Here is a 23318-nt window from a genome sequence, read left to right on the forward strand (position 1 = left end):
GCGCCTTTTCGGCGTGCCCGCATCGATGGCGGCACACTCCATCCCCGGTGACTAGGCGGGAGTGCCGCGGCGGGTGCCGGCGGCTACTGCCGCGCGCCCCGGCCCGGTGACTAGGCAGGCCCGGCGTGCGGCGGAGTGCGAGACGAGAGGTTCGTCTTCCCCAACGGCCTCTGATTTCTCTCGGCCGATATTGCTTCACACGAGTTGACTCCAGCAACCCTCAACCGCTGGTTGATCCCCCTATTTGCTCGAGCTTCGGTTGAGGTTGAGGGGGCAACGGGCGTGTCCGTGCGGCCAGTCCCCGTGCCGCCCCGTGCCGCCGCGATCGCAAATGCCGATATCGGCATTTACACCATCCGAGATGCGGCGACCTGGTCTTTTGCGACGCCGCTGCGGGTAAATGCCGATATCGTCGTTTAGCGGACCGCCCTACAGCAGCCGCACCGCCAGCACGCCGAGGAAGATCACGACCAGGCCAACCAGGCGCGTCGCCGTCAGCGGGTTCTTCCGCGCGCCGAATGCCCCGCGCGCCTCCAGCGCCTGGCCCGCGGCGATGGTGCCCGCGTTGAAAGCGATCACGGTCGTGGCGGTACCCAACAGCGGCGCCAAGGTCGCGCCCGAGATGACAAACGTCGCGCCGACCAGGCCGCCGACCCACATCCACCACGGCCCCGGCTCAGGACGTCGCACCAGCTGGCGCGGGCTGGTCACCAGCACTGCCACCAGCAGCAACAGCGCACCGACGGCCAAGTTGATCTCGCCGGCGTGCAGCGACGAACCGGCGATGGTGCCCAGGTAACCGTTCACGGCGGTCTGCACCGCGGACCCCACGCCGACGAGGACGCCAAGGGCGCGGAACAGCCAGAGCTCGAGGCCCACCGCGTCGCCCTCGACCGCCGGGCGCTTGCCCGCACGCAGCACCACGACGATGCCGGCCAGCACCACGAGCGCCCCCACCACACGCATCCACGTCACCGGCAGCACGGGCGCGCCGAACAGGCCGAACCGGTCGATGCACATGCCCATCACCACCTGCCCCAGAATCGGCAGAACCACGGTCTGCACCGCCCCAAGCCGCGGGAACAGCAGGATGTTGCCCAGCACGAAACACACGCCCATCGCGCCGCCGAGCCAGACCCACCAGGGCGCGCTCGTACCGTCGGCAAACTGCGGCACCGGGGTGCCCTGCAACACCGTCGTCGCTACGATGGCCACCAGCAGCGCCACCGAAAACGACACCAGCGCGGAGACCACCGGCTTGTTGCCCACGCTCATGCGCAGGCGGGAGTTCGCCGCGGTCTGGATCGGAATCAGCCCGCCTACCGCGAGCGCCACAAGCAACAGCATGCGCCGATCTTCTCACGCTAAGCGCGACGCCGTTTACCTAGCCCGCAGCTGTAGCTACTTCAACCCGTAGGCGCGGTACAGCGCAGCGATGAACTCGTCGTGGGTGATCTCGCCGTCAACGGCTGCGAGCTCGTCGCGCACGTCCTTGCGCGTCGGGGCGGAGATCATGGTGGGGTTAGCGGCGCGCTGCCGGTACGCCACAGGCGGAAGCTTGCCGCCGACCCGGTGCTTCATGCGGGTGAAATAACTGTCCACGGGCGCGAGCGCCTCCACCCCCGGCACCGACCAATCCAGCCAGTACGCGGCCACACCCAGCGCGATGCCGACCAGCGCGGAGACCGCCAGGCCCACCGACTGCCATCCAAGGTCGTAGAAGAGCTGCACGCTTATCGACGCCACTATCGCCGGGACCACGTACAACTGGCGGTCAATGAGAATGTTGGGAATCTGCCCGATCATCATCTCGCGGATGACCATCCCGCCCGTGGCGGTGAGCACGCCCATGAGGATGCAGCCGAACCACGTGACGTCGGCACGCAGCGCCGTAACCGTGCCGGTGACCGCCCACACGCCCACGATGACCATGTCGCCGTGGAAGCGGAACAGCTCCCACGCGCGGCCCTCGATGGACAGCGCGAACGCTACCAGCGAGCCCACCAGCGCCGTGCCGATGTACCACGGGTTCTGCAGCGCAGACGCCGGGGTGGAGCCGATCAGGGCGTCGCGGATCATGCCGCCCGCCATGCCGGAGATGATGGAGATGACCATGAACCCGACGGCGTCGAAACGCATCCGCCTGGCTACCAGCCCGCCCATCAAAGCGTTAAGGAACACGCCGATCAGATCCATCACGGCAAACGAGAAACCCACAGGGGTGAGCACGTTGTCGAAGTACATGCGCGCCATCGTATGAGGGTTTGCGCTGCTATGGGGCCGGTTTAGGTTTTCGCTTCCGTGCGCTGCTGCACCTCGTTCTGCAGCATCACCCGCAGCGCCTGGATGAACTGCTCGTCCGAGGCGTCCTCCAGCGCGTTGCGCACGTCCTCGCCGGACTCGACGGGACGGCGCGAGTCGGTTTCCACGCCGAGCGCCTCGCCGATCTTCTCCTCCAGCGGGCGCTCGAGGCGCTTGGTCTGGAACGCCGAGAACTTGTCGCCGCCGAAGTACACCGCGATCGCGAACAGCGGCGCGGCGATTGCGGCGGCCAGCATGCCCTCCCACACCAGGTCGAACTGGTTGAGCACCAGCATGATCACCGACGCGATGATCGCCGGGAACACCGTCATCTTCTGACTGGTAAACAGCGACGGCACCTGCCGCAGCGCAATATCCCGGGCCAGCGTGCCGCCCGTCGCGGTGATCACGGCGAGCAGCACGCACGGCACCCAGCTCAACTCGGCGTTGAGCGCCTTGATCGTGCCGCCGACCGCCCACACGCCGATTGTGACCACGTCCGCGTAGAACCGGAAGTTCTCCCAGAGCTTGCCGCGCAGGGGCGCGAAGAACGCGATCAGTCCGCCGACCGTGGCGGTGATCAAGTAGCCGGGGTTGGTCAGGGCGGCGGCGGGGCCGTCGTTAAGTATGGCGTCGCGCATAAGCCCGCCACTTAGCGACGAAATCAACGCCACAAACGCGAACCCCACAATGTCGAAGTTCATCCGCTTGGCCACAGTCCCGCCGATGGTGGCCGCCAACAACACGCCGGTGTATTCGAGGACAAAGTAGAGATTGCCCACGTCATCAGAGAAGTCCATGGGCGCCAAGGCTAGCTTTCGGGGCGGGGGCGCGCCTGGACGGTTGTTGGGTGGCCGGTGTGGGGTTGGTCCTCATGCAATAAACCGGCTACCTAGGACCGGTTACCAGCTGAATTTTCGCAGGGTAACCGGTTCTAGGTAGCCGGTTTTACGGGGCGGGAGGCGCGCCTCAGCCCAAGCGCTCGACGGCGTCGACGACCAGGTCCCAGAACCGGTCCACGTCCAGGCGCGTCGCCACCGAGGTGTTGCAGGCCGGGTCTGCGGCACCAGACGCGGCAGCACCAGCGGCGCCCCCGCCAGGAACGCCGGACGCGAGCGCCGCGCCGAACGCGCGCAGGTCCGCCACGGTGCGCCCGCGCGTCAGCGTGCCCGCGAGCTCCACCGACACCGGCACAGACACGGTCTCGACCACCGACGGGTCGATGACGTAGGCTACGGCACACGGGTCGTGGACGGGCGGGTTGTCAAAGCCCTGGGCGTCCTTGTAGTTGGCGCGGAAGGCGTCCACAAGCGCGGCCAGGAAGTCGCCGCTGGCGGTGCCCAACGCGCGGAAACGGTCCTGCACCTCAGGAGTGGCAAGCGCCTGGTGCGTCAGATCCAGCCCGACCATGACCACCGGCCAGTCCTCGCCGAACACGATCGCGGCGGCTTCCGGGTCGACGGCGATGTTGAACTCCGCCGACGGCGAGAAGTTGCCGGCTCCGTACGCGCCGCCCATCAGCACGACCTCGCGCACCCGCGACACAATCCGCGGCTCCAGGCGCGCCGCCAAGGCGATGTTGGTCAGCGGCCCGGTGGGCACCAGGGTCACGGTCCCCGGCTCTTCGCGCATCAGCGTATCGACGATCCACTGCACCGCCCCGATCTCCCCCACCGGAACAGCAGGTTCCGGAAGGTCGAAGCCGTGGATTTCCATGCCGGTGTCGCCGTGGATGTCTTCGGCCGTGATGACGTCGTTTAGCAAAGGCCTCGTCACCCCGCGAAAGACGGGGACATCGCGCAAACCGGCGACCGTAAGCACCTGCTGCGCGTTGCGCGTGACGTGGTCGATGGTGTGGTTGCCGCCGACGGTGGTCAGGCCCAGCAGCTCGATGTCCGGGTTGCCGGCGGCGAGCAGGATGGCGACGGCGTCGTCGTGGCCGGGGTCACAGTCCAGGATGATTTTACGCACGGGCAGCCAGGTCCTCTGCGGCGATCGTGTCCGACACCGACGACGGCTTCGGGATGAGGAAGGACGCCGCGAACGCGCAGCCCAGCAGGATCGCACCGGCGATCATGCCGGCGCGGTAGCTGCCGTCGGTGGCGGTGAACACGGCGAAGATGATGGTGAACGACAGGCCGGCGCCCAGATTGAACGCGCCGCCGTTGAGCCCCGGCAGGTAGCCCTGGTTGTGCTTCGGCGCCAGCACGACGCCGAGCGAGCCGAGCATGATGTTGCCCATGCCGGCGTAGGTGATGCCAGCGAGCAGCGACATCGCCAGCAGCATGCCGTGGGTGGCGTTGCCCACGACGACCAGGCCGAACAGCACAGACAGCGCCGCACCCGCGATGCCGATCTGCAGGATGATCTTGTAGCCCACGCGGCCCGCGAGCCAGCCGGAGATCGGGCCCATGGCCAGGCCGGCCAGGGCGTACGGGGTCAGGGTCCACCAGGACACGACGCCGGCGGACATGCCCGGGCCGGCCGCCGGGTCCTGTGCGAGGTTGGGCACCAGGCCGTTCATCACCGCAAACACGCCGGTCATGGTCAGCGTGGTGGTCAGCAGCAGCGCCCAGGTGCGGCGCTGGGACAGCAGGTCGGTGGACATCAGCGGGTGCGGGCTGGACTTCTCGGTGCGCCAGAACCACACCAGGGACGCGCCGCCGACGACCAGCAGGAGGATCACCATGAACCAGTTCGCCGCGGCGAGCTCGCCGGCCATGTTCAGGGCGGTCAGCACCGCGGCCGCACCGATGACCAGGCCGACAACGCCCTTCCAGTCCATGGGCTGGAGCTGGTCGGACTTGGTCTCCGGCACGCCGTACTGCACGGCGAACACGGCGATCAGCGCGGCGGCGCCGATGACCCAGAAGAGGGAGCGGAAACCGAAGGCGTCGGTAAGCCAGCCGCCCAAAATCGCGTCAATGCCGGCGATACCGCCGTTGACCGAGGTGAGGATGCCCACCAGGAACGCGAACTGCTTCTCCTCGCGCACCGCCTGACGCAGCATCACCGACGTCAGCGCGACGGTCGGGCCGGAGACGCCCTGGATCACGCGGCCGATGAACAGCATGGTCACGTTGGTGGCCAGCGCGGCGACAACGGAGCCGATGACCGTGCCGATCATCATCCACACCAGCACCTTGCGACGCCCAATCAGGTCACCCCAGCGCGGCATGAACAGCGCAAACACGGCCGCCGCGGTGAAGAACGCCGTCTGCGTCATGCCGATCTGCGCGGTGGTGGCGTTGAGGTCCATCTCCATCGTGTGCAGCGCCGGCGCGAGCATGGAGGCGTTGAGCTGGAACGCGAAAACGGCGACCAGCAGCGCCGTCATCAGGGGCACGACCTGGTTGGTCGGCAGCTTCTGCCCCGCTGCTGGTAGCGGGGTGTTTGTCGTAGTCATGCGTGCAGTTTAAAACACTGCGCGCCGCGCGCCTACACGAAAAAGGCGGCGGCTACACCCGAAATGCGGGGGCATTTTGCCTATCGACGCCCACCTGGCCGCCGCACCCTACCCCCAGCACGTTTGCGGGCGGGCAATGTGTCCGATTGAGTCGCGTCGCACTTAACCTGAATTCGCCGGAAGGCAGGGCCCGCGCCGGAAGGCAGGGCCCGGCGCGCACCCGTCCGCACTGGGAAAACTCGCGCGACTCGCACCATGCGAACGCGCGGAATTCAGGTTTTCGGCTACGCGACTTTTTCGCATACCTCCCTGGAGGTTTGCGGCCGCCGCGGCTACCCCAGCGCCTCCCACAGCGCGGTGTTGGTCTCCTGCCACAGGGGCTTGGCCCAGTCGCCGAACTCGCGGTCCGTCAGCACCACGCACGCTTGCCCACCCGCGACCCACAGGTAGGTCCCGGACATACCGAAGTGCCCGACGGTGTCGGCGGGCATGCCGTCGCCGGTCCAGTGCGGCGCCTTCTCGCCCTTGATCTCAAACCCGAGGCCCCACTGGCAGGGTTTTTGCATGCCGTAGCCGGGAACGACGCCGCGCAGATCGCCGAACTGGTTAGAAAAGGCCTCGCCAAGCGTCGACGGGTCCAGAAGACGCGGCGAGAGGAGCTCGGAGGCGAACGCAGAAAGGTCGCCGACGGTGGAGCGCCCGCCGTGGCCGGCCGAGCCGTAGATTTCGGTGGAATCCATGCCGAGGGGCTCGAAGACCCCCTCGCAGGCGTAGTCCGCAAACGCGATGCCGGTGGTCTCTTCCAGGTGGTCGGCCAGGATCTCGTAGCCGGCCGAGGAGTAGATGCGCCGCTCCCCCGGTTCTTTTTGCGGCTCCCGGGAGTCGAACCCCACCCCGGCGGCGTGCGCGAGGAGGTGGCGGATGGTGGAGTTGGGGGGACCGGAGGCGTCGTCAAGCTCGAATGCCCCCTCCTCCACCGCGATGAGCACGGCGTACGCGGAGAGCAGCTTGGTCACGCTCGCGAGTTCGAAGACTTTGTCCTGGTCGCCGAACGTGGCTTCCGTGTCGCCGACGAGGGCCGCCGCGACGTTCTCCACCGGCCAGTTGCTGAAAAACTTCTCGAGCTCCATGCCGCCCACCCTACGTGCGCCGCGCGGGGACCGGGTGGCGTGCGCCCCCACCCGCAGACCCCTAGTAAGCGATCCCTATTACGGCCCATTTTCGGCCATACTCGGGAGGGCTTACTCGGGGTTTGAGTCCTTAGAACGGCAGCGCCGGGAGTGTGAGCCCCGGGACCATGCCTGCCGACACCGCGAACGCCGCCCCAACACCGAGCAGCGCCAGCACCACGGCGACGATGCCGGCGATGGTGCCCGGCGCGACCTCCGAATTCAGGCTCGACGGCGCGGCCGGCGCAGTGCGGTTGATGTCCTTGCCGCAGTCCTCGAAACGCTGCGCGGTGTAGGAGGCGGCGGACTTGACGTAGGCGACCTCGTTGGCGCTGAACGGGGTCTCAAAGGTGGACGGCGCGCCGGTCTTGGAGCTTGTCAGGTCGTCGGCGATGACGGAGCTGGTGGTGTGCTCCTCGACGGGCCACAGCTGCAGATCATCGGTTTGCTTCACCGAGCCCCAGCCGTTCTCGCCGAGCCCGGCGCGCAGCTCGTCCTGTTTCTTCGCCCACAACGCGAGCGCGTCGGCGCGGGAACCGGAGTGGTAAAGGATGTCGTCGGCGTTAAGGCCGGCGGCCAGGGCAGGCACCTGGTCCGCGTTGTACTCGACGGCGCAGACGCGGGAAAAGCCCGGGTCGACGGGCGCTTCAGGCGCGTCGGCGGCTCCGGCGACGGGCGGAAGTACGGCAGCAACGGCGGCGCAGGCGATAACGCCCGCTGTGAGGGTTTTACGCATGTGGAAAAAGATACCCCGCACGGCACCTCCTTACCGGCCTTTCCACAAACCCCGAGAAACCCGCACCTCGTAGTCCTCGTACTCCGTGCCGGCCACCAGCGCCGCCACGTGCGCGCGCACGAGCTCCTCGGCGTGCTGCCCGGCGCGGTCCAACAGCCCGGACGCGATGGCCTTCTCCCGCGCGTCGGCTTCCCGGTCGGCGATGAAGCCGGTGACGTCCTCGACGCGGAGTTGGTTGATGGGGTTCATGGTTTGGTCGTAAACCTTGACGCTGTCGGCGTCGATGTGCGATTCGAGTACCTCCACCTCAGGCAGTTGCACGTTGACTTCCCCGTCGGCCAGGTGGACGTCGATAAGCGAGGCGTCCTTGATGCCGGCGGTGACGCGCCCGTCGTACGTGACCAGGAAATTCCGCCCGGTAAACGGCACGCGCACCCCGAGCACCTCGAGGCCCTCCTGGTCGAATTTGCCCACGTCGGAGAAGACGTATTCCTCCACAGAAAGCTGGGCAATATCGCCTAACGACGCCCCAATGGTCGTCGACGTCACCTCCCCCTCCCGCCAACTGAGCAGCGCCGGGCGGGTCAGCGCCAGCACCAGCCCGACGATGGCCAGCACCGCAACGACCGAGGCGGCGGCGCCAGCGAACCCGAAGCCGCGACGGGCGGGCCGGGGAGAAATTTGGAATTCAGTAGACACATATTTCACCTTACGGGGTGACGAATATGTAATGTGGCTCTCACAATTTGCCGACAACCAGGAAGACCCACCATGACCGGATCAACCAGGACCGACAAGAAACCCGACCATAACCGGGACACGAAGCCTAAAGACCAGGCCCAAGATAAGACTCAAGACCGAGACGGCATGTCCGGCTTTCTGGGCTGGATCGAAAAAGTCGGCAACAAACTGCCGGACCCGTTCTGGCTATTTGTGATCCTGGCCGGCGTGGTGGCGGTGTCCTCCTGGCTGGCCAGCAAGGCGGGCCTGTCCGCAATCGACCCGGCCTCCGGCGACGAAATCCACGTCGAATCGCTGCTCACCGGCGAGAACATCTCGCGCATGGTCACGGACGCGGTGGAGAACTTCATCGCCTTCCCGCCGCTCGGCGTGATCCTGGCGGTGATGCTGGGTGTGGCCGTGGCGGAGCAGACGGGCCTGCTTGCGGCGATGGTCCGCGCGATGGTGGACAAGGTCAGCCCGAAGATGCTCACGTTCATGGTCGCGCTGGCTGGCGTGACCGGTTCGGTGGCCTCGGACGCGATCTACGTGATCATCATCCCGCTGGGCGCGATGGCCTTCCACGCGGTGGGCCGCTCGCCGGTGGTGGGTGCGATGGTGGCGTTCGCGGCGTCGTCGGCAGGCTTCAACGCCTCGCTGATTCTGAACATCACGGACCTGCTGCTCGCCGGCATCTCCACCTCCGCCGCACAGCTTGTGGATCAAGCCTACGAAGTCTCCCCGCTTGCCAACATCTTCTTTGTCATCCCGTCCGCGGTGGTGCTGTCGCTGATCATCACGGCGGTGACCGAGCTGTTCGTGGACAAGAAGGCCGAGGGGCTTGTGGACCACGACCACATCGACGAGGACGAACTGCAACTCGACGAGTCCAACCAGCCCAACGACTCCCACCTCACCGACGATGACGACCTGTCGCTGACCCCACTCGAGCGCAAAGGCCTGGCCTGGGCCGGCATCACCCTCCTCGTCGCACTGGCGGCCTACTTCGCCCTGCTGTTCATCCCGGGGTCGCCGTTCGCACGGCCCGAGGAAGGCTTCATGGAGTCCCCGCTGATCCGCGCCATCGCCGTGCCGATCGCCCTGATCTTCTTCGCCACCGGTCTGGTCTACGGCCTGATCGTGGGCACCATTAACAACGCCGCCGACATCCCGAAATTCATGGCCAAGGGCCTGGAGTCCCTCCTGCCGATTTTGGTGCTGTTCTTCGCCGTCTCCCAGTTCCTGGCGTGGTTCCAGTGGTCCAACCTGGGCCCCTGGACCGCCATCAAGGGCGCGGAGCTGCTGCAGTCCTGGGACCTGCCAAACGTGATCCTCTTCGCCGCGTTCGTGCTGATGGTGACGCTGATCAACCTATTCATCACCTCCGGCTCCGCGCAGTGGGCGCTGATGGCGCCGGTGGTGGTGCCGATGATGATGTACGTGGACGTCTCCCCCGAGGTCACACAGATGCTCTACCGCATCGGCGACTCGCCGTCGAACATCATCACCCCGATGTCGCCCTACTTCGCCCTGGCGCTGACCTTCCTGCAGAAGTACTACAAGAAGGCCGGCGTGGGCACCCTGATGTCGCTGGCACTGCCGTACGCGGTGTCCATGCTGGTGGGCTGGTTCATCTTCTTCATGATCTGGTACGCCCTGGGCATCCCCCTCGGCCCCGGCTCGCCGATGGGGTACCAGGTGTAGCTCGTTGGGGGGGTGTCCCGGGATTTCCCGGGCGCTGTCGGCCGGTCAACCGCGGATTTCGAAGTCTTCCGTTCGAATTCTGTGTGCCTTTGCTTATCGACGAACCTTCGGCCAGCCCCGTCACTTCCCATAGAGCGACGTAATGATGCGCTGCGCAAGCAGGTGCACCGTAGTCGAGGCAGTATGCCTCCCAACGTGCTCGTCGAAATCCCCTAACGAATCAAGTGGCTCTCGAACTTTCGCCTCAGCGCGTGCGATAGCACGCCGGACATCGTCCACGGTGAAACTCGGCTGGGCGGTTTTTACGTACGCCGGCCAGTACTGGATCAAGCTATCGAGGACATCTTTTTGCGTGCTTGCGCCCTTTGCATCAGCGAAGTGGAGCAACAACCAGTACTCGAACTGCGGAACACTAAAACCCACTCCGCGGTCCTTGCGTTCGGCAGCCCATTCAAAAACTGCCTGGAGTTGCTGGTCCGTCGCGTCGTCTTCATCGAGGACCACCCAAGCTTGGTCACCGGGACGTAAGTCGCCGTCGCGCTTTAGGTTGGCCAGCCAATCGTCTGCAGTCTTGAGTAACGCAGGCGGGTGGGGATGCACACCTCTACGCGCTTCCACCTTCACGGATTTGTCGCGGAAGCACTCCATTTCGAAGTAGTTCTTCTCCGTGGTGCCTTCGGTGACGATGAGAAACACATCTTTTACCGGGCGGGTGTTGGCCCTTTTGCTCTTACCCCCGAACTTTCTCTTACGAGAAGAGCGCCCCCGCCTATTCGACATTGCTGAACTCCAGCGGCTTTATCGACGGCACACCACCGAACCTGCCTCGCAGGTAGCTCTTTCGAAGGTCTGTCGTCTTTCGCGGCCCCTCGAAGTCCGAGAGAACGCTCGTTTGGGTTTGTCCCGATCGGTCCTTCTCTACTACCCAGATCTCATCTCTCCGCAGTGTTTCGGGGTCCATGAGCAGAAGGTCGTGGGTGGTAAAGATCAGTTGCGCTCGGGAATCTGCAGAAGAATTCGCAAGGAACCCACCGATCAGCGCGCGAGAGAGTTCCGTGTGGAAACTGCGGTCGAACTCATCAACGACCAATACCGCTTCGAAACCCGGGGTCGTCAACCGAGAAAACAACCCGAGCAGCCTCGTCGCGGAACGGGTCCCGTCCGACTCGTCCCACCAGCGCAGGCCGTAGCTCTCGCCTTCTTCAGCGGAGTGGAGGAGGGCGATTCGTTGCGCCTCAATCTCGTCGCCCTCGAGCCGCAGCGTGAAGCGCCCCGAAGATAATTCCACATCCATCGGATAGTCCGGGTTGCTTCGCAGCTCTTGCTCTATCTCCAGTGCTTCCTCAGCGCCCAACCCCAAAGCTGAAAGTTCCACGTCCTCAGCCTCAACCCCTGTAATTCCGGCGTCGATCTGCGAAATCAAGTCTTCCCACCCGTCAGGCTGGGACTGCAGGTGGCCGATATCCATCAACCCGGCTGGGATCACCAGAATCGTTTCAACGAAAGCACGGACGACCCCGAAAGCATCCAACTTGAGCGAATCTGGGAACCGCGAAAGGTTCGTCTCACTAGCAAATGAGGCAAGAGGAACCTTGGGCGGCACCGACTCGAGCAGCACCCGTGCTTGCGCGACCTCGGTGGGGAACCGCTCCGACTTCTCCTCCAACAATGGGAAGCTGAACGAGTCCCCTACGCGCTCAAAAACGTCAATTTCGTCTTTGGACAGGTACTTCGTCAGCCGCTCCTCCACCACGCTTTTCGCGTCGTACGCGAGCACGTACTCATAGACGATGTCGCCGACAGAGAACAGCACCTCAAAAGTCGTCGGCTCAAACGCTGCATCTGGGCGAAGTGCGAACGGATCAAATGGCATTGGATCTTTAGGGCGCGGAGGATTTTTCAACATTTGCTGCAGTGCCATCAACGCCCGAACGAACGTAGACTTACCTGCCGCGTTTGCACCGAACAGGGCTGCTACAGGGTTAATCCGCTTCTTGTAACGACGAGAAAGCTCCGGGCAGCGCTCTCGGTGAACCTGCTCCCTGGTCGCGACCATGTTTATCGACGCGGGCTCGTACACCGAGCGATAGTTCGCGATCGTGAGGTCCAGCAGCATAGGCACCCCTTCCAAACAATTCGCCTACGACTCAAGTTTCTTGCATCATAAGTGAAATTTCTAACTACTGTGATCCGCGTACCCCCATTGCTACCAGCGGCGAAGAAGCGACCCGAGGACGATGACATTGACTTCACAATCTCACGAGCGAGCGGAAACTAGCTCCGCCCGCATCTCGCCGTCCCGTATTACTGTCGCGCGACTGCGCCGTGGCCTCACAAAAGCGGAGCTCGCCGCCAATCTCGGCATCGCCCCAACAACATTGTCTCGTTGGGAGGACGAGGGACCGCCACCTTCCCGCACCGAGTCCGTCATCGAACAGCTCGAGGCTGCACTTGGGTTTACCGCGGGTTACTTCATCTCCGAAGAGCTCGAAGTCCCCTCGACGGATTCCACCCTCTTTCGGGCTGGCAGCCGCGCGACTCTACGGCAGAAGAGCGTCGCAGTCGCATCCGGGGCAAACGCCAGCACACTTTTGGCCTGGCTGCGACGCAACTTCGATTTCCCAGAGCCTGACCTCCCTGATTTTTCTGGGTTTACGCCTTCGGAGGCAGCCCGCCATGCGCGCACGATCTGGCAGCTCGGCGACAGGCCAGTCCCAAACTCGGTCCAGCTCGCCGAATCCCTCGGCATCGCCGTCATGGGCCTGCCGCCCGCAGCCTCTGCGGTGGACGCGTTTTCCTTGTGGGACGGCAAGCAGCCGCTTATTTTCCTGGCCCGTCGCCGCACCCCCGAGGGCACTCGTTTCGACCTCGCGCACGAGTTGGGACACCTACTACTCCACAGTTCCGACGATCCGCACAACGGAGCACGCGAGGAGAACGAGGCCAACCAGTTCGCCGCCGACTTCCTCATCCCGCCCGGCATAGTTAACGCACACCTTCGCCTGCATGCGAGCCTCGACCACATCCTCCGGCTCAAGACCGCGTTGAAGGTGTCAGCCATGGCCATGCTTCGCGCCGCCTACCACCACGGCAAACTCAGCGAGCGGGAATACCACTCCCACCTGACCGCCCTCTCCGCGCGTGGTTTCCGCACGGACGAGCCCGGCAGCACACTGCAATACGAACGCTCGCGCATCTTCGATTACGTGCTTTCTCCCGATGGTGGCGCCAGCATCTCGAGCATCGCCGATGAAACAAAGCTCCCGCCACGAGACCTGCACGCGCTCATGCTCAGCGCCCAACCTCACACGGTCTCGAGCGCTACCCGGACAACAAGCACCCCAGCCCGCCCGACGCTCCGAGTGGTGCGTTGAAATCCTAGCTCGTTTCTGACTTCTGCCAGGGGTGAGACCAGCGAGTTCAGGGAGCGATCACTGCCTCCCCCCCCCGCCGACGAATTCAGGTTTTCGTCTATACGCCAAAATCGCGCAACACTGGTCCACTGCGACCCCAAAAGAAAAGCCGGGAGCGACACAACCCGCTCCCGGCTCAACTCCCCCTCAGCGCCCCAAGCGCCCGCACCCCCCGAGGACCTACTTCCCAATCTCCGCCGGCGTACAAATCGGCGCCTGGCGCATGAATTCCTCCGGCGCTCCCTGCTCGCGCAGAGTCAGCCCGTTGTAGCACCCGCGCTGCATCCCGGTCTGCTTCGTGCCCGCGGTCGGGATCACGGCCCACTTGCCGTTGGAGTTCTTGAAGTACAGGATCCAGTCCGTCTGGTTCGCACCCGCAATGGCCCACTTGCCGTCGCAGAAAATCACGTCAGTGCCAGTGAAGTGCGGCCACTCCGGCACCACCGCGTCAAACGCCTGCGGCGCGCAAGAGCCACCAGCAGCCGCGCCATTGTCCTTCTTGGTCAGCCCCGGGATCGCGAGCGCCGGCACCAGCGAGGAAAGTCCCGCAGCCGCCGCCGGGTCCAGCCCCTCGGGCAGCTCCAGCAAGCCCTGCTGCACCGCGAAGTACCCGCCGGCGCCCACTGCGGCCAGCACGCCGAGCGTGATGCCGATAATTGCGCCCGTGCTTAACGACGAACCTTCGGCCTCCCCCGAATCCGCAGAGGAACCCGTTTCGGTAGTGTTCGCGCCCTCTTCAGCGAAGGTGGCAGGCGCAATGACGGCGGAGGTGGTGACTGCGGCGGCGACGCCGAGTGCAAGCATCGGTTTCTTCATGCCCGCCACTTTATCGCGTTATACCCGTCACTTCGAGGGGAACAGCGCAATTCCCCACACCCCGAGCGCGACAGCAGCGGCAACCAAAACCCACCACAGCACCCCGCGTGGCCGCGAGAACCACTTGTCCGCAGCCAGCCAAACGACGCTCGGAACGACCAGCGCCAGCCCCAAAAACGTCAGTGCCCGCCAATCCGCCAGCCGGTTCGCCGACAACAGGCACACCACGCCAAAGCCCGCGAGCCCCCACGCGACGGCGTTTGCCCGGAATCCACCTATCGGAATCAACATGTCCGAAACCCTACCCCAAAACTCGGCCACATAACCACGGCCGAAAACATCACCTAACCTGCCGATTTGGGCAACACAACCAACCCACGCTATTGTTACATCTCGTTGCACAGCGAGAGCAACGGCAACATATTCCTCCATAGCTCAGTTGGCAGAGCATTCGACTGTTAATCGAAGGGTCACTGGTTCGAGCCCAGTTGGAGGAGCAAAACGAAGGAGCCCGCAAGGGGCTCCTTTTTCGCATTTCCACCCCCTCGTTTCCACTCCCCGAATAGGGGCAAACCCGATTCAGCCCCATTGCACTTACAAGTGAAATCCAATACGCTTCAACCTCCACGGCAAAAAGGAGGCTCAAATGACTGCCACCCTATCTTCCTCAAGCGCCATTGTTCTGAGCACTGAAGATACGGCTGCATTCGAAGCCCTGCGGATGCCCGAGGACGCTGACATCGCAGTTCTTGACAAGGATGGCAACCAGGTCGACCTCCCCGAGCGTGTGCAGGCAACCGTACTTGCAGCGATTAGAGCTCTCACGGAGGCTGGCGAAGTCGCGATCACCCGAATGCCGGAACAGCTGACAAGCACTTCTGCCGCGGACGTGCTGGGAATCTCGCGACCGACCTTGATGAAGTGGGCAAGGGCCGGCAGGATCGACAGCTTTAAAGTCGGAACACATACCCGTTTTCACCGAGACGACGTACTCTCCCTCAAGAGCCAGCTAGCAAAGGAGCAGGATGAGGCGCTCGAAAGCCTCCGGTCATTTGAACTTGAATCTTTCGGTCCACTAGCCGACTAACCCCCACGTTGCTGTTCCATACATAGGAAGCATCCCGAGTGGTCCGGGTCTGCGATCGAGCGTCGATTCAAAATGATGGAGGCTCTTATCGACGACACGGTTGTCGCACCAGATGGCGACTACGGCTTCAGCGGAGCTGATTCGAGGGTTTCCACGTTCATACGGCTGCAGTGGCGGGGGCATTTCTCCGCCCTGAGGCGGACACTGCAGGAATAGCAACCGCCCTCTCGACGTTCCACCCGTTGTCCCGGCAAAGACCGAACATCCAGAGAACAACGACTACAGAGAACAACGACGAAGGAGCACAGCGTGACTGCAGCGAAGCAATGGGTCCTGGCCTCCCGCCCGGAGGGCGCACCGACAAGCGAGAACTTCCGGCTCGAGGAGGTGGAGCTGCCGGAGCTTTCCGACGGCCAGATCCTCGTCCAGAACACCTTCTCCAGCGTGGACCCCTACATGCGCGGGCGGATGAACGACGTTAAGTCCTACATCGAGCCGTTCCAGATCGATGAGCCGCTCAACGGCACCGCGATCGGCACGGTCACGGAGTCCCGCTCGGACAAGTTCAAAGCGGGCGACACGGTCCGGCACTTCGCCGGGTGGCGCACACACGCCGTCCTGAACGAGGACCAGGTGGAGCAGATCGACACCACCATCGCGCCGGCCGAAGCGTACCTGGGCATCCTCGGCCTGACGGGTCTGACCGCTTACGTCGGTCTGACCGCTGTTGGCGAGATGAAGGAAGGCGACGTCGTGTTCATCTCGGGCGCGGCAGGTGCTGTGGGCTCGGCCGCAGGACAGATTGCGAAGCACCTCGGCGCAGCGAAGGTGATCGGGTCCGCAGGCTCCGCGGAGAAAATCGAATACCTCAAAAGCATCGGCTTCGACGAGGCGTTCAACTACAAGGACGGCGACGTCAACGGCCAGCTGGCCAAGGCGGCGCCGGAGGGCATCGACGTCTACTTCGACAACGTCGGCGGAGACCACCTCGAGGCCGCGATCCAGAACGCGAACACGTTCGGCCGCATCGCCATGTGCGGGGCCATTGCCCAGTACAACGACACGGAGCCAGCACCCGGGCCGCGGAATCTGGGCCTTTCCATCGGCAAATGCCTCACGCTGCGCGGGTTCGTGGTGGGCCAGTACTCCCACCTTGCCAAGGAGTTCCAGGAGAAGATCGCCCCGCTGGTCGTCGACGGCTCAATCACGTTCGAAACCACGGTGCGCGAGGGCATCGACAACATGCCGGCCGCATTCCTTGAGCTGTTCGAGGGCGGCAACACCGGCAAGATGATCGTCAAGTTTTAGGAGGACACCATGACCAAGGTTCTTATGGTCGTTACGGCAGCTAAGCACTGGACGCTTAACGACGGCACACCCCACCCCACCAGCTTCTAAGCCGAAGAACTGGTCACGCCCTAGAGCGCTCACCTAGACCCCGTTTGGACCTGGTCGGCAACCACCGTCGCCACCGCCAGGTCCTCCCACGGCATCCCGACGGTCTTAAACACCACCCGCCGCGCCGGATCCAGCGTCACTTCCCCGCGCACGACCTCAGCCATCGTCACCACCTCATCCCACGCAAGCGCCCCCTTCTCCACCGCGATCGCCACATCGCCGGCCTCCCGCTGCGCAGCCTCCACATCCTCCACGATCACCTGCGCACCGTGCAGCACATCCTCATGCAACTCCCGCGTGTCCACCGTGTGCGCCCCCACAGCAAGCACGGTCGCATCAGGTCGCAATTGCCTATCGACGACCACAGGTTCCCCCGCACTCGTCGCCGTCACAACCAACCCGGCCTTGCCCAACGCTTCATCGGCCGCAGCACTCCCCGATTTCACCCACGGGTAGGCCAGATCCGCCGGCTCGCTCCGCGAGGTAAACGTCACCGACACCTCCCGCACCCCTGCAAGCACGTCCTCAACCGTGCGCGCATGTGCCCGCCCCTGCGCACCCGCGCCCACAATCACGCACTCCAAGGGTTCACTCGACGCCCGCAACCGATCCAGCACTCCCGCCACGGCCACCGCCGACGTCCGGATCTCCGTCAGCGCCGCGGCATCCATCACGACCTCCGGCGTCAGCGTCTCGCCACCCATGAGCAGATAGGAGCCCTGCACGAACGGGACGTCGACAGTCGAGCCCACCGGCTGAATCCCCAACACCTTCACCCCGACCGCACCATCGAGCGCCGACGGCAGCAGGTGCATCTCCCCGTGCGGCAGCGCCACCTTCTGCCGATGCGGATCGGAGGCGGGGTCGAATCCGCCCGTCAGGACCTCCCGCAACGCATCAACGGCATCACGTGGCGTGACCGCGGACAGAACCTCGTCGTAACCCAAATTACGCATGCGGCCGAGCCTACCTACGTGTACGCGGCGCCCTCTTTTACTACTTCTTTCGGTGAGGCTTTAGCTCGAAACCGTCAGGAAGCGGTTTGAATTCGCCCTTCGGCACATACGCATGACTCTGAAATTCACGGAGCCCCTTTACATCGAGTTCACCAACTACGAAGTGGTCATTAGTCCCGCCTCGGATCTGAACCATGTCTCGCTTGTGGGATTCGCGAGCAGGCACACGAATGCGCGAATCGCCGTACTCCCTGTTGTTTACCTGCACGATGTAGCTGTGGATATCTAGGGCAGCCGCTTCAACCAGGGAATTGAAAGTGTTCAGATCCCTGTTCCACTCCACAACAAATAGTGCATCGATTGCTCCGCGTAGCGAGTTTCGATACTCGGAATTAGTGAGCTCTGAGCAAACCAGTAGAGCGAAGTGGAAGTTGCCGTGCGCGATGCGTGGAGGCTTTGACTCGCCTTGCCATGCAACCTTGGGCTCAAGCTTCAGTCGATCAATGTGGTTAAGGTTATCGGCTTCCGCATGGGCGGGTCGCTGCTTATCCTGGATGTACAGACCAAGCGACGGAAATTTGAATCCCTTATGTAGAGCGGAGAACCACACCTGGTTGTGCACAACTGGACGCGGTCCGTGAAGGTACTCCACTCCGGAAATGAGGTTAATTTTCTTTCTACGTAAGTGGGTTGCAGCGGTGAGGAACCAGGTGGGCGGCAGGCACGCCTCATGCAATACGAAGTAGTCGGCGCTGCCTTCCGCCATGACACCGTTGACCAACTTGGCGGTTGTATTCCATCGCTTGAGGCCAATTTGCGGGTTCCCCATGACCGATTGTGTCAGATATTCCTGCGGTGTGAGAAGGGCCCCAATAGCAACTTTTACCTTCGATTGGTCAGAGCCTGCAGAGGGGAACCATATATTTTCATCGTTAGAGCCACCTCTCCAAGGAACACCGGCTGGCTCAGTGAGCTCCTTTTGCATGGTTTCTTTAAGTCGCTCAAACCGGTCCTTATCCTTAACAGGCAGGTCCGCGAAAATATCCGTGCGCTCTGCAAAACCCCTTGCAATTAAGAACCAATCTTGCACGTGACGCATATTTAGGTCGCAATCGCTCCACGGCCCATGACCATCCGCGCCCGCCACTCGGGTCCAAGCGAACAGTTCAATCGGTGATGGCGGCCTCGTTGGAAAGACAATGCCCCGTATCGTTACCGGTGTATCCGCTTTATTTTCTTCGAGATACCCCGTTAAGGTCTCGACTGAGAAGCGCGCCCCGACTGCGTCCAGAAACTCCAACAGCTTCCATGTACTTTCGCCGAGGAGTCGCTCTAAAGCAGTTGGCACTTCGTCTTGCCGATTTTCAGCAGCTTGCAAGAAGGCGAAGTCGTTTTCCTCAAACTTCACCGGAGTTCCCTTGGAGTAGTGGTCAAGCTCTCGCGAAACCAGGACCTGCTTGAAAGGCACCAACGCTAAGTCCATTGCGAATAGTCTCTGAAAAATCTCCTGATAGAACTGCTTTTGGACTTCTTCATCGCTGCAGTCTTGTAGGAGCCAATTACCGAAGTAGTCATCTAACTGATCGCTTTCCTGGTCAGTGTTGTGGCTCACTAACGATTGGAGCGTTTTCAGAAGCGCCCGCTTATGCGCCATAGAAGCCAAACGGTTAGGGACTGAAACCACTTCGTCTGCGAGTTTTGCGTGAGCGAGCTTCCTCCAGGATTTGAGTATAGGGTCCGCGTTCTTATCCACGTCTTGACCTGCAACTTCAAGTGCTGTCCGATTGTCTTGAATCGACCCCATGATCTCTACCAAGGCGTGGGCGATGCTTTGCGCGCCTCCGGTGTCGCCAACCTCGAGGCATAGTCGGAATAGTCGCTGGTAGTAATTGTGGAACTCAGTGAAGCGGTTTGGCTTTGAAGTGTGCTGCACGAACGAGCTGATGAACTGCTCCCGGTGAGGTTTCCAATCGCTTGCGGTGACGTTTCTGGCGATCGTTTTTAGATCACGAACCTTGAGCGCGAAACCTGCACGCTTAGTCGCGATCGCTTCGAGCCCGAAAAACTCGGCATCCCTCGTCGGCTGTTCGTACATCAGGGCGATGATTTTGGTAGCAACTTCTACCGGGTCCTCCGGAAGCACCGGCATATTCCGCCACTCACTGGTGTTTTGCATCATCACCGATCGCACGTGGTTCACGGCCCACTGACCGAACTTCCCCTCGGCGTGCACCAAAGAGAATTTGTCTTTGTTGAAGACGAATTCACTGTTTACTTGGAAGGGCACCTTGACCTCGACAACCGAATTACCTGTGCCTAGTGTTTGATCTTCTGATTCTCCGTTTAGGGCAGAATCATCGGTTGTTCCTGCCTGCTCTGAGGTCTCATCCGTCAACTTGTCTGAGCCAGCACCGCCCCCAGGGGCCGTGCTTTTGCCGCCGGTACTCACCGAAGCACGGAAATGCAGCTCAACATCGTCGTTAGAGGTGTCTTTGTCGCCAAGTGGAAACAGGGTGAGACGGTGTTTGATCCAATCCCCGAGGTTTTTCAGGTCCTCGATCTCCGGGTGTCCCTCAATCACTAAGGCGATGTCATCCACATAACGGCCGTAGAAACGCGGTTTTATGCCCTGCTCGACAGCGCGGTCAAGATCGATCAGTGCGATATTGCCAATGACTTTGCTCGCGCTGACACCGACGGGCAGACCACCGACATCGTTGGCCTTACCTAACGTTTTACCGAGATTTTGGCTCCACGCTTTGAATGCCTCCACAAGGAGAATGTGGATCGCTAGGTCTTCGCCGACTAGTGCCCCACCACCTTTCTCCTCGAACAGATGGCCCTGCCACTTTGTCAACCAGCCCTCATTAAGAAGAAAATTCGGGTCGATATTGTGGAAGTAGCTGGTGAGGTCGGCGCTGACAAAGAGCGCATCTCTATTGGCCTTTACCAGTTCTTCGACCGCATTAACGCCGTCTTCTTTCCAGCGGCGATAGTTGTTCAGATACGGCTCAAGGCTGCCAAGAGCAAAACTATTTACATGCTTTTTGTCATAACTACGCCGAACCCTGTTGGAGTACACACTGTCGCTTAGCTCCGCATCAAACTTCGACCCCACTCGCGCGATCCACAATGCAGAGAGAACATGTAGATGCATCGTGCCCACGCAAACAGGTCGGAGGACTAACCTCCGTTCTTTAGCGTCGTTCTTCCCCGCTTGGGATGCCTTTGCTCCCCACCTTTGAGCGATCCCTAGGCCTTTGTCGGCCCGCAAGTGCTGGCTAGAAAAATGGTGTATTCGCGGGTCTTTCTTACTTTCTCGCCAGTCTGCTTTCTTGAAAATGTAGTGGGGATCACCGACGATCTTCGAACACCAGTCCGCGCTTCGACCGGCAAGTTCCTTGTATTTAAGTTCCTTGTATTTAATCGTCGCTTGTGATCCGTCATCACTGGATTTTTCTTCGAAAAGATCACTCCAAGGCATGCTGCTGACTACGGAGATTTCCTCAGCTAACTCGCATAGTTCGGCCCAAAGATTTTCCTCGTAAGCTGCGACTTCGAGGCGTGAGAGATGGTCGGTTTGAAAGACGTCCGCCTTAGCCTTCCGATAAGCGAAAACTAGATCATTCTTCAAACCGTTCTCGAGGTTTCTCCAACGGTCGAATTCTTTAGGAAGGATCCCGTCTCGATTTTCTTGATCGTTATTCTTGGCGGATTCATCGGAGGCATTCGTCATAAATATGACAATAAGTCACAGACAATGCTTAAGCAGGCGAAACTGTCGATTTTCGAGCAATTCATTCATCGCTCGCACACTTAGCAGTTTCAGGAAATGCGGCCGAGCATATAAAAAGTGGACGCGGCGCAACGCAGCCGCATCCACTCGCCTGGGAGCCAGGTTTACGGGAGCATGTCGAGGAACTGCTCGTAGTACTCCTGCAGGTTAATGCCCATGCAATTGAGCAGCGCGGCGATCATGCCGACCGCGCCCAGCGCACCGAGCAGGGACAGCAGGATGCCCAGCGGGGTGATGGTGACGCTCGAGCCGACGGTCACGGAGCTGCCCTCGTTCGGGAACTGCTCTTCGGTGACACGGTCGCCTCGCTTCTCGACGGTTGTGGGCACCGTCGTCGGCACTTCCACCGTCGTCGATGTGGTCACCGTCGTCGGCGTGACCACGGTGGTGGGCACGGACTTGGTCACCGTCGTGTTCGGCGCGGTGGAGACCTCCTTTGCGGTGGAGGTCACCGTGGTCGGGGTGACCACGGTCGTCGAGGTCGTCACCGTTTCGCGGTGCGTGACCGCCGGCTCGGTTTCGGTGACCTTCTCGGTCTCCGTGGCCGTCTCCTTAATGGTCTCCCTAGCGGTTTCCGTGTGGGTCACCGGGTCTGCGGACACAGACGTCGTGGTGGTCGCGGTGACGGTTGCGGTGGGCTGCTCGGCCGGGGTCTCGGGCGCCGGGGTTTCAGGCGCCGACGTCTCCGGGGTCTCTTCCGCCTCCGCGGGCGCAGTGAACACGCGGAAGTCGGAGTAGCGCGGGTCGGCGCCGCCGGCGGCGGATGCGTCGCGTTGCGCGCGGGTGTACCAGAGGTACTCCGCGCCCGGTTCCAGGCTGTCCCAGGTGAATTCGGCGGCGGTGCCGTCGGCGAGCTGGGCAGATCCCAGCTCCACCGGTGCGCCAAAGGCGGCGATGCCGGAGGTGGTCACCTGCTTGTCGTACTGCAGGTCGGCGTCGTAGACGAACTCGTCGGATTCCGGGGTGTAGCCCAGATCGCGCGGGTCGTTCTTCCACGGTTCGAAAGACTGCAGGCGCGGTGAATATGCGTTGGCCGCGACCTTCCCCGAATCCAGGTCGAACTGGTAAAGGCGCGTGTACAGGGCATCGCGGGCGCCGTCCTCCTCGTACGACTGGTAATCCGCAACGGTCTCGATGACGTGGGTGCCGTCCTCACGCTCGGTGATGCGCTGGCGCACACCGTGCAGGTGTCCGGAGAAGACCAGGACGACGTTGGAGTGGGGTTCGACCAGGCGGTCGAACAGCAGGTCGCCCTGGGCGGTCCAGCGTCCGTTGTCTGGGTTTGAGCGGGCGTCTTCCTCGGGACGCAGATACTCGTGGGTGGAGAAGATCACGTTGTGGTCCGGGTGGTCCGCAATGACCTTGTCTGCCCAGTCGATCTCCTCCTCGGAGGAGTCGAAGCCCATTTGCAGGAAGAGGAACTTCGCGCCGTCGCGCTCCATGGTGAAGAAGTTCGACGCGTTGCCGTCCGGGCCGTGGCCGCCCCACCAGGGGTTGGACTCGTAGCGCGAGGCCGGGAAGTACTCGTTGAACATCTCGTTGGATGCGCCCCACACGTTGTCGTGGTTGCCCGGCAGGATGCCGTAGGGCATGCCGGCGTCCTCGAAGATCTTCATGATCTTGGAGGCCCGCTCAAACTCCAGCACCGCACGGTCCGGCTCCTGATTGCCGCGCAGCCAGTTCTGGATCACGTCGCCGGTGTGCACGGAAGCGATGATGTCGCGCGCGTCCTTGTTCGCGGCCAACCACGCGATCATCTGGGTATACGACGCCGGGTTCTGCTCGGTGGAGGGTGTCCGATTCTTTGTGTGCGGGG

At 62.5% G+C, this 23318-nt stretch carries 19 protein-coding genes and 1 tRNA gene; 5 read left to right on the forward strand and 15 right to left on the reverse strand.

From position 1 onward, the window contains the following. Window positions 1-429 precede the first annotated feature (429 nt). The 8 genes from HMPREF2791_RS04080 to HMPREF2791_RS04115 all read right to left on the reverse strand — a co-directional run bounded on the left by HMPREF2791_RS04080 (window position 430) and on the right by HMPREF2791_RS04115 (window position 8311). The gene (locus HMPREF2791_RS04080; protein WP_070844498.1) at window positions 430-1347 is read right to left on the reverse strand and encodes a DMT family transporter; all 918 of its coding nucleotides are present in this window, start codon (window positions 1345-1347) and stop codon (window positions 430-432) included. A gap of 54 nt (window positions 1348-1401) precedes the next feature. Continuing rightward, window positions 1402-2244: a trimeric intracellular cation channel family protein gene (locus HMPREF2791_RS04085; RefSeq protein WP_070844512.1), complete on the reverse strand. Its 843-nt coding sequence runs from the start codon at window positions 2242-2244 to the stop codon at window positions 1402-1404. Window positions 2245-2285: 41 nt separating this feature from the next. Then, window positions 2286-3101, reverse strand: coding sequence for a trimeric intracellular cation channel family protein (locus HMPREF2791_RS04090; protein ID WP_070844499.1), 816 nt, complete (start codon window positions 3099-3101; stop codon window positions 2286-2288). A gap of 169 nt (window positions 3102-3270) precedes the next feature. Next, complete coding sequence (locus HMPREF2791_RS04095) at window positions 3271-4272, reverse strand: uridine-preferring nucleoside hydrolase UriH (protein ID WP_070844500.1); 1002 nt, start codon at window positions 4270-4272, stop codon at window positions 3271-3273. Further along, window positions 4265-5707 (reverse strand): uridine transporter UriT, encoded by a 1443-nt coding sequence (locus tag HMPREF2791_RS04100; RefSeq protein WP_070473531.1) that lies wholly within the window; start codon window positions 5705-5707, stop codon window positions 4265-4267. Before HMPREF2791_RS04100 ends, HMPREF2791_RS04095 begins: the two co-directional genes overlap by 8 nt. Before the next feature lie 332 nt (window positions 5708-6039). Further along, a complete protein-coding gene (locus HMPREF2791_RS04105; RefSeq protein WP_070473529.1) occupies window positions 6040-6837 on the reverse strand; it encodes a serine hydrolase domain-containing protein in 798 nt (265 codons plus the stop codon). A 130-nt stretch (window positions 6838-6967) separates the two neighbouring features. Then, the gene (locus tag HMPREF2791_RS04110; protein ID WP_070473527.1) at window positions 6968-7612 is read right to left on the reverse strand and encodes a hypothetical protein; all 645 of its coding nucleotides are present in this window, start codon (window positions 7610-7612) and stop codon (window positions 6968-6970) included. A 30-nt stretch (window positions 7613-7642) separates the two neighbouring features. Continuing rightward, window positions 7643-8311 (reverse strand): DUF4230 domain-containing protein, encoded by a 669-nt coding sequence (locus HMPREF2791_RS04115; protein WP_246825414.1) that lies wholly within the window; start codon window positions 8309-8311, stop codon window positions 7643-7645. A gap of 72 nt (window positions 8312-8383) precedes the next feature. Here HMPREF2791_RS04115 and HMPREF2791_RS04120 point away from each other — a divergent pair, with 72 nt between their 5' ends. Next, entirely contained in the window at window positions 8384-10036 is a 1653-nt protein-coding gene (locus tag HMPREF2791_RS04120; RefSeq protein ID WP_083327887.1) for an AbgT family transporter, read from the forward strand. A 120-nt stretch (window positions 10037-10156) separates the two neighbouring features. Here the strand turns inward: HMPREF2791_RS04120 and HMPREF2791_RS04125 are convergent, their stop codons facing one another. Continuing rightward, a complete protein-coding gene (locus HMPREF2791_RS04125) occupies window positions 10157-10732 on the reverse strand; it encodes an RloB family protein (protein ID WP_168168287.1) in 576 nt (191 codons plus the stop codon). Window positions 10733-10805: 73 nt separating this feature from the next. Continuing rightward, window positions 10806-12152, reverse strand: a complete 1347-nt coding sequence (locus HMPREF2791_RS04130) for an AAA family ATPase (protein WP_070844503.1) — start codon at window positions 12150-12152, stop codon at window positions 10806-10808. Window positions 12153-12273: 121 nt separating this feature from the next. Here HMPREF2791_RS04130 and HMPREF2791_RS04135 point away from each other — a divergent pair, with 121 nt between their 5' ends. Next, a complete protein-coding gene (locus tag HMPREF2791_RS04135) occupies window positions 12274-13410 on the forward strand; it encodes an XRE family transcriptional regulator (RefSeq protein ID WP_083327889.1) in 1137 nt (378 codons plus the stop codon). A gap of 219 nt (window positions 13411-13629) precedes the next feature. Here the strand turns inward: HMPREF2791_RS04135 and HMPREF2791_RS11530 are convergent, their stop codons facing one another. Both HMPREF2791_RS11530 and HMPREF2791_RS04145 read right to left on the reverse strand, forming a co-directional pair. Then, window positions 13630-14265 carry a hypothetical protein gene (locus HMPREF2791_RS11530; RefSeq protein WP_083290163.1) on the reverse strand — a complete coding sequence of 212 codons (636 nt, stop codon included), beginning with the start codon at window positions 14263-14265 and terminating at the stop codon, window positions 13630-13632. 27 nt (window positions 14266-14292) lie between these two features. Continuing rightward, the gene (locus HMPREF2791_RS04145) at window positions 14293-14556 is read right to left on the reverse strand and encodes a hypothetical protein (RefSeq protein ID WP_141741299.1); all 264 of its coding nucleotides are present in this window, start codon (window positions 14554-14556) and stop codon (window positions 14293-14295) included. Between the two features lie 133 nt (window positions 14557-14689). Between HMPREF2791_RS04145 and HMPREF2791_RS04150 the strand changes: the two genes are divergently transcribed. From HMPREF2791_RS04150 to HMPREF2791_RS04160, 3 genes are all read left to right on the forward strand, one after another. Further along, a tRNA-Asn gene (locus HMPREF2791_RS04150) sits at window positions 14690-14762 on the forward strand. Window positions 14763-14911: 149 nt separating this feature from the next. Next, window positions 14912-15352 (forward strand): helix-turn-helix domain-containing protein, encoded by a 441-nt coding sequence (locus HMPREF2791_RS04155; protein WP_070844504.1) that lies wholly within the window; start codon window positions 14912-14914, stop codon window positions 15350-15352. 309 nt (window positions 15353-15661) lie between these two features. Continuing rightward, window positions 15662-16660: an NADP-dependent oxidoreductase gene (locus tag HMPREF2791_RS04160; RefSeq protein ID WP_070844505.1), complete on the forward strand. Its 999-nt coding sequence runs from the start codon at window positions 15662-15664 to the stop codon at window positions 16658-16660. Window positions 16661-16779: 119 nt separating this feature from the next. On the opposite strand, the gene HMPREF2791_RS04165 is transcribed toward HMPREF2791_RS04160, so the two are convergent. From HMPREF2791_RS04165 to HMPREF2791_RS04175, 3 genes are all read right to left on the reverse strand, one after another. After that, window positions 16780-17706 carry an ornithine cyclodeaminase family protein gene (locus tag HMPREF2791_RS04165; protein WP_070844506.1) on the reverse strand — a complete coding sequence of 309 codons (927 nt, stop codon included), beginning with the start codon at window positions 17704-17706 and terminating at the stop codon, window positions 16780-16782. 40 nt (window positions 17707-17746) lie between these two features. Further along, a complete protein-coding gene (locus HMPREF2791_RS04170) occupies window positions 17747-21442 on the reverse strand; it encodes an RNA-directed DNA polymerase (protein WP_070844507.1) in 3696 nt (1231 codons plus the stop codon). 164 nt (window positions 21443-21606) lie between these two features. After that, window positions 21607-23318 (reverse strand): metallophosphoesterase (locus HMPREF2791_RS04175; RefSeq protein ID WP_210400154.1); only part of this gene is annotated, 1712 nt, incomplete at its 5' end.

The organism is Corynebacterium sp. HMSC034A01, assembly GCF_001838175.1.
Lineage (GTDB): Bacteria > Actinomycetota > Actinomycetes > Mycobacteriales > Mycobacteriaceae > Corynebacterium.

What these genes read in the sequence shown, in the direction of transcription:
- HMPREF2791_RS04080 (WP_070844498.1), bottom strand. Translation starts at nt 1,347, where the DNA reads ATGCTGTTGCTTGTGGCGCTCGCGGTAGGCGGGCTGATTCCGATCCAG.
- HMPREF2791_RS04085 (WP_070844512.1), bottom strand. Translation starts at nt 2,244, where the DNA reads ATGTACTTCGACAACGTGCTCACCCCTGTGGGTTTCTCGTTTGCCGTG.
- HMPREF2791_RS04090 (WP_070844499.1), bottom strand. Translation starts at nt 3,101, where the DNA reads ATGGACTTCTCTGATGACGTGGGCAATCTCTACTTTGTCCTCGAATAC.
- HMPREF2791_RS04100 (WP_070473531.1), bottom strand. Translation starts at nt 5,707, where the DNA reads ATGACTACGACAAACACCCCGCTACCAGCAGCGGGGCAGAAGCTGCCG.
- HMPREF2791_RS04105 (WP_070473529.1), bottom strand. Translation starts at nt 6,837, where the DNA reads ATGGAGCTCGAGAAGTTTTTCAGCAACTGGCCGGTGGAGAACGTCGCG.
- HMPREF2791_RS04110 (WP_070473527.1), bottom strand. Translation starts at nt 7,612, where the DNA reads ATGCGTAAAACCCTCACAGCGGGCGTTATCGCCTGCGCCGCCGTTGCT.
- HMPREF2791_RS04120 (WP_083327887.1), top strand. Translation starts at nt 8,384, where the DNA reads ATGACCGGATCAACCAGGACCGACAAGAAACCCGACCATAACCGGGAC.
- HMPREF2791_RS04130 (WP_070844503.1), bottom strand. Translation starts at nt 12,152, where the DNA reads ATGCTGCTGGACCTCACGATCGCGAACTATCGCTCGGTGTACGAGCCC.
- HMPREF2791_RS04135 (WP_083327889.1), top strand. Translation starts at nt 12,274, where the DNA reads ATGACATTGACTTCACAATCTCACGAGCGAGCGGAAACTAGCTCCGCC.
- HMPREF2791_RS11530 (WP_083290163.1), bottom strand. Translation starts at nt 14,265, where the DNA reads ATGAAGAAACCGATGCTTGCACTCGGCGTCGCCGCCGCAGTCACCACC.
- HMPREF2791_RS04145 (WP_141741299.1), bottom strand. Translation starts at nt 14,556, where the DNA reads ATGTTGATTCCGATAGGTGGATTCCGGGCAAACGCCGTCGCGTGGGGG.
- HMPREF2791_RS04155 (WP_070844504.1), top strand. Translation starts at nt 14,912, where the DNA reads ATGACTGCCACCCTATCTTCCTCAAGCGCCATTGTTCTGAGCACTGAA.
- HMPREF2791_RS04165 (WP_070844506.1), bottom strand. Translation starts at nt 17,706, where the DNA reads ATGCGTAATTTGGGTTACGACGAGGTTCTGTCCGCGGTCACGCCACGT.
- HMPREF2791_RS04170 (WP_070844507.1), bottom strand. Translation starts at nt 21,442, where the DNA reads ATGACGAATGCCTCCGATGAATCCGCCAAGAATAACGATCAAGAAAAT.